At 43.1% G+C, this 1,792-nt stretch carries 1 protein-coding gene; it reads right to left on the bottom strand.

Translation table 11 applies throughout. The features are described 5' to 3' along the window. Positions 1-144: 144 nt before the first annotated feature. Positions 145-1,569, bottom strand: a complete 1,425-nt coding sequence (locus tag E9531_RS17325) for a restriction endonuclease (protein WP_136575018.1) — start codon at positions 1,567-1,569, stop codon at positions 145-147. Positions 1,570-1,792 lie beyond the last annotated feature (223 nt).

The raw sequence follows: 1,792 nt of genomic DNA, 5'->3' as shown, positions 1-1,792 counted from the left end.
TGACGTTTTATAGCAGGGTTCTGAGAGGTTCCCAACCCTTTTCGAATTTACATCGAAATACATCGCACATCCTCATTTGAAAGCTAACGTGGAGTTCAGCGGACGGCAAAAGCGCAGCTTTTAGTGGTCCGCTGGAACGATCTCTTAGCTGTTGTTTGCTTGGAAGGCACCGATACCTTGTATGGCGAGCTCAAAATACTCGTTTAGCTTTTCACGTGCGGTGAACTTGTTGGAAAGCTCCGCCGGATGTATCGACATTGTGAGTTCAAATAGGTACTCGTCTTCGTCTGAGTCAAGCCTGCTTCTGTCGTTGTCTTCGGGTAGATAAATGTAGGCCCTTGTAAGCCTGAAACTGTATAAGACATGCTGGGGTATATAGGATATCAGCTGATGAAGTTTATCAACGCTTTGCACGTCAAACAAAAACCATGCAGAGAAGAAGCGATCTGTATCTATATCAAGGGATGATATTAGGTCTGACCAGCTTCTCTGTAGGTGAAATTTATCTAGATCTTCCACCCTGGCGTTGGACGCCCTCACTAGGCGCAAGAAGCCGATTTCAGAAAACTTCGCAACAAGCCTGTCAAACGATGCGGTTTTGCTTGCGTTGAGCCTCTCTTTTAGTTCTTCATCTGATTTGTAGGCTTCTTCAAGATCATCCCAATTGCTTTCACGCTTCGCGCCATACAGATAAGAATGCATGTAACGCGTGTAGTAATCATAATGATCGGGGTCATAGTGATCACTCAATTGTAGGTAGGCGCGCAGCTTCACATCAAACGAATAGCATTGACCATCTTCCAATGCATAACCATCGCCTAGATAGTGCTTAATTTGTGCAGAGCTGTAGCGAGGCGACTCATCATTTGGATACATGCAATCCAAATACCATGTATAGCCCCCATTCTTGTCGTCGTAATATATCGATCTAACACAAATAAAGTGCTTCTCTGGCATTGTCAATGATTCTATTTCAGAAATTCTCTGACTAATAGAATCGAAGTGATGCTCGTGATATGAACCAATTCTGTTGGCGAGGTGAAAGTAATAACCTTTGTAATTGACAACCCAGTGATTAGGGTTCTCGGTGGCATATACCTTCCAAGTTGTAGACTCCGCCGATATTGGGAAGAATCTCTGTGCGACACGCCACAAACTGGCACAAGAGAGCGCCTGTTCAATAAACACATAATCCCAATAGATTGCTGTTATGTCGTTTTTGGAATTGTTCGTTATTGCCTCAAGCCGATTCACCACAGCAGATGATGGCTGCGTCGAGCAAGCAAGTATAAAACCTGCGGCATCATGCTGTGTACATGAATCTACTATGTCATCAAGATCTTCTACGCTGACGGACTTCCCGCTATGCGCGTTATGCTTGCATTGAATAAGCCATCTTTTTTTGTCGGGTGCGAAGAAACTTTGGCGTTCCTCCACACACACAAGATCTCTCCCTCCATCGGGGCCGACACCACTCCAGTAAACTTTGTATCCTTTTGAAAAAAGCAACTCCCTAATTAGTAGTTCGAAATCTTTTCCATCTTTATTCAACTCTTTAAAATCGAGCATTGGTTTGTCCGTAGAAACAGCTAACTAAATTTAGACGACAAGCAAAAAAAGTTCGTCGTTTTTATAAAATGAAGGTATCTGCAATTTCGAGAGTGAGCAATTACAAATAAACCTGTTTAGGCAAACCTAAAATTTCGAGATTGCAGCTTGTTGTGAGAGACCAAAGGCCAATATTGAAATGACTGTTTCTGGCCGATAGGCGACATTCAACAAAATGTGACTA

Source organism: Lampropedia puyangensis, assembly GCF_004833285.1.
Lineage (GTDB): Bacteria > Pseudomonadota > Gammaproteobacteria > Burkholderiales > Burkholderiaceae_C > Lampropedia > Lampropedia puyangensis.
The sequence above is the reverse complement of the archived record's forward strand: the minus strand, read 5'-3'. Positions and strand labels throughout refer to the sequence as shown.

Coding starts and splice junctions, on each gene's coding strand:
- E9531_RS17325 (WP_136575018.1), bottom strand. CDS start 1,569: ATGCTCGATTTTAAAGAGTTGAATAAAGATGGAAAAGATTTCGAACTA.